This is a genomic window from Melaminivora alkalimesophila, from assembly GCF_000282995.1.
GTDB classification, from domain to species: domain Bacteria; phylum Pseudomonadota; class Gammaproteobacteria; order Burkholderiales; family Burkholderiaceae_C; genus Melaminivora; species Melaminivora alkalimesophila.
Genome location: NZ_ALEE01000193.1, coordinates 1 through 3,732 on the forward strand (window position 1 = coordinate 1; position 3,732 = coordinate 3,732).

Here is a 3,732-nt window from a genome sequence, read left to right on the forward strand (position 1 = left end):
GGCGGCGCAAGCTGCTCGCCGGTTGCCAGGAAGTGGCCGATCTCGCGGAAGATCCACGGCCGGCCCTGGGCGGCGCGCCCGACCATGAGGGCGTCCGCGCCCGTGGCGTCCAGCACGGCACGCGCCTTCTCGGGGCTGTCGATGTCGCCGTTGGCCACCACCGGGATGCGCACCGCCGCCTTGACGGCGGCGATGGTGTCGTACTCGGCCTGGCCGCGGTAGCCCTGCTCGCGCGTGCGCCCATGGACGGTGAGCATCTGGATGCCCGCATCCTCGAACTGGCGCGCCAGCTGCACGGCGTTCCGGTGCGCCTCGCACCAGCCGGTGCGCATCTTCAGGGTCACCGGCACGCCGCGCGGCGCGCAGGCCGCGACCACCGCGGCGGCGATCTCCACCGCCAGCGGCTCGTTTTGCATCAGCGCCGAGCCGGCCCACTTGTTGCACACCTTCTTGGCCGGGCAGCCCATGTTGATGTCGATGATCTGCGCGCCGCGGTCGATGTTGTAGAGCGCCGCCTCGGCCACCATGGCGGCGTCGGTGCCGACGATCTGCACGGCGATCGGCCCCGGCTCGCCCTCGTGGTTGGTGCGCCGGCTGGTCTTGAGGCTGTCCCACAGCTCGCGCCGCGCGCTGACCATCTCGCTGACCGCGTAGCCCGCGCCCAGCCGCTTGCACAGCTGGCGGAACGGCCGGTCCGTCACACCCGCCATGGGGGCGACGAACACGCGGTTGGGCAAGGCGTGGGGGCCGATGCGCAGGACGGGCGTGGACAAGGCAGGGACGGAAGAAAAGCGGGGAAGCGATTGTACCTGCCCAAATTTTCAGCAGGCAAAACCGCATGCATTCCGATCCTCGTCCCCCTCCTACGCGGCAAGGGGCCACGCACCACACCCGCGCAGCGGCACACGGGCGACGATGGAGCCTTCTGCGCGACCGCCCTACACTCGCCGCCCCATGGAAGCCTGGATGCAACAGCTGCTCGACACCCTTGCCCTGCCACAATTCGGCCTGAGCACGGTGTTCTTGGTGGCTTTCGTCTCCGCGACCCTGCTGCCGCTCGGCTCGGAACCGGCGGTGTTCGGCCTGGTCAAGCTCAACCCGGAGCTGTTCTGGCCGGCTGTGCTGGTCGCCACCGCCGGCAACACCCTCGGCGGCGCGGTGAGCTGGTGGATGGGCCTGGGGGCGCACAAGGCCTGGCACGCCGCGCGGCAGATGGCGCGCGAGGGCGGGCCGGCAACCGCGCCGCCGCGGCGCCGGCCGCGGGCGCTGTCACGCAACGAGCGGCTGGTGCGCGTCTGGCTGCGGCGCTGGGGCGCACGCGCCTGCCTGCTGAGCTGGCTGCCGGTGGTGGGCGACCCGTTGTGCGCCGTGGCCGGCTGGCTGCGCCTGCCTTTCTGGCCCTGCCTGGCCTACATGGCGGTGGGCAAGTTTTTCCGTTACCTGGTGATGACGGCGGCGCTGCTGCACATGGTGCCGGCCGGCTGGCTGGGCTGGCTGCACACTTGAGCGCCCCACGCCATCGTTCAGCCTATGGCTGGCGCACCGGAACCACACTGCGGCGTTGCCACATGCCTTCCAGTGTGTAGAACGCAAGCGCCGCCCAGATCAGCACGAAACCCGCCAGCCGGCCGCCCTGCACGGCCTCGCCGAACAGCCACGCTCCCAGCAGGAACTGCAGCGTCGGCGAGATGTACTGCAGCAGGCCCAGGGTTGCCAGCGGCACGCGCCGGGCGCCGGCCGCAAAGAGCAGCAGCGGCACGGCCGTGACCGGCCCGGCCGCGAGCATCCACAGGCCCTCGCCCGGGGTGGCGTGCGTCCAGGCCGCCGTGCCGCGCCAGGCCCACCACAGCAGCAGACCCAGCGCCACGGGCGCCAGCACCGCAGTCTCCAGCGCCAGCCCCTCGAGCGCGCCCAGCGCCGCCGTCTTGCGCAGCAGCCCATAGAAGCCGAAGCTGAAGGCGATCGCCAGCGCCAGCCACGGCAGGCCGCCCGCCTGCCAGGCGAGCCAGGCGACGCCCGCCCCCGCCAGACCCACCGCCAGCCACTGGCCCCGGCGCGGCCGCTCGCCCAGCAGGAAGTAGCCCATGGCCACGTTCACCAGCGGCAAGATGAAGTAGCCCAGGCTCGCGTCGAGCACGTGGCCGTTGTTCACGGCCCAGACGTAGATCAGCCAGTTGACCGACAGCAGCAGCGCCGAGAGCGCAAAGCCGGCGAGCACGCGCGGCTGGCGCAGCACTGGCCGCACCCAGCCCCGCTGGCCGCGCACCAGCAGCACCAGCGCGACGAACACCAGCGACCAGAGCGTGCGGTGCGCGATCACCTCCAGCGCCGGGACGTGCGCCAGCTGCCGAAAATACAGCGGAAACAGGCCCCAGGCGGCGTAGGCGGCCGTGGCGCTGGCGATGCCGGGGTGCATGTGGGGACTCCTCCGGCAGCGGCGGGAGAAAAAGGCTCAGACGTTGAACAGGAAGTTCATCACGTCCCCGTCGCGCACCACATACTCCTTGCCTTCGGCGCGCATCTTGCCGGCGTCCTTGGCGCCCTGCTCGCCCTTGTACTGCAGGAAATCGTCGAAGGCGATGGTCTGGGCGCGGATGAAGCCGCGCTCGAAGTCGCCGTGGATCACGCCCGCGGCCTGCGGGGCAGTGGCGCCCTTGCGGATGGTCCAGGCGCGCACCTCCTTGACGCCCGCCGTGAAATAGGTCTGCAGCCCCAGCAGGTCGTAGCCCGCGCGGATCAGGCGGTTCAGGCCGGGCTCCTCCAGCCCCATCTCGGCCAGGAACATGGCGCGGTCCTCGTCCTCCATCTCCGCCATCTCGGCCTCGATCTTGGCGCAGATCGCCACCACCGGGGCGCCCTGCGCCGCGGCGTATTCCTGCAGCCGCTCCAGCAGCGGATTGTTCTCGAAGCCGTCCTCGGCCACGTTGCCGACGAACATCGCCGGCTTGGCGGTGATCAGGCACAGCGGCTTGAGCAGCGGCGCATCTTCCTTCGACACCTCCACGGTGCGTGCCGGCCGGCCTTCGTTGAGCGCCGCCTGAATGGGCGTGAGCAGCTGCACCAGCTTGGCCGCTTCCTTGTCGTTGCCGCTCTTGGCGGCCTTGGTGTGGCGCTGCAGGGCCTTTTCCACCGTGGCGAGGTCGGCCAGGCACAGCTCGGTCTGGATGACCTCGATGTCGGCGATGGGATCGACCCGACCGGCGACGTGGACCACGTTCTCGTCCTCGAAGCAGCGCACCACGTTGACGATCGCGTCGGTCTCGCGGATGTGGGCCAGGAACTGGTTGCCCAGGCCCTCGCCCTGGCTGGCGCCGGCCACCAGCCCGGCGATGTCCACGAACTCGACGATGGCCGGCACGGTGCGCTCGGGCTGCACGATCTCGGCCAGCTGCGCCAGGCGCGGATCCGGCACTTCCACCACGCCGGTGTTCGGCTCGATGGTGCAAAAGGGGTAGTTCTCGGCGGCGATGCCCGCGCGGGTCAGCGCGTTGAAGAGGGTGGACTTGCCGACGTTGGGCAGGCCCACGATGCCGCATTTCAGGCTCATGGCAGGGCTTTCGGGTACTGGAAGGACAAACGCGCGATTCTAGGCCGCCGGGCCTTCGGCCGCCCTCCGCAGGGCGGCAGGCCGCTCCTACAATGGCCGCCATGGCGCAGACATTCGACATTTGCATCCGGGGCGCGGGCGTGGTCGGGCGCGCGCTGGCCCTCCTGCTGGCGCGCGACCGGCTG

4 protein-coding genes are annotated in these 3,732 nt (G+C 70.8%); 1 reads left to right on the forward strand and 3 read right to left on the reverse strand.

Features of this window, described 5'->3' with window-relative positions:
- A partial coding sequence (gene dusB / locus A612_RS03090; RefSeq protein WP_019373129.1) for a tRNA dihydrouridine synthase DusB occupies nt 1-773 on the reverse strand: 773 nt, incomplete at its 3' end.
- A gap of 193 nt (nt 774-966) precedes the next feature.
- Between dusB and A612_RS03095 the strand changes: the two genes are divergently transcribed.
- Nucleotides 967-1,506 (forward strand): YqaA family protein, encoded by a 540-nt coding sequence (locus A612_RS03095; RefSeq protein ID WP_040435804.1) that lies wholly within the window; start codon nt 967-969, stop codon nt 1,504-1,506.
- A 22-nt stretch (nt 1,507-1,528) separates the two neighbouring features.
- Here the strand turns inward: A612_RS03095 and rarD are convergent, their stop codons facing one another.
- Entirely contained in the window at nt 1,529-2,416 is an 888-nt protein-coding gene (gene rarD / locus A612_RS03100) for an EamA family transporter RarD (protein ID WP_019373131.1), read from the reverse strand.
- A 36-nt stretch (nt 2,417-2,452) separates the two neighbouring features.
- Nucleotides 2,453-3,547 (reverse strand): redox-regulated ATPase YchF, encoded by a 1,095-nt coding sequence (gene ychF / locus A612_RS03105; protein WP_019373132.1) that lies wholly within the window; start codon nt 3,545-3,547, stop codon nt 2,453-2,455.
- Nucleotides 3,548-3,732: the final 185 nt, after the last annotated feature.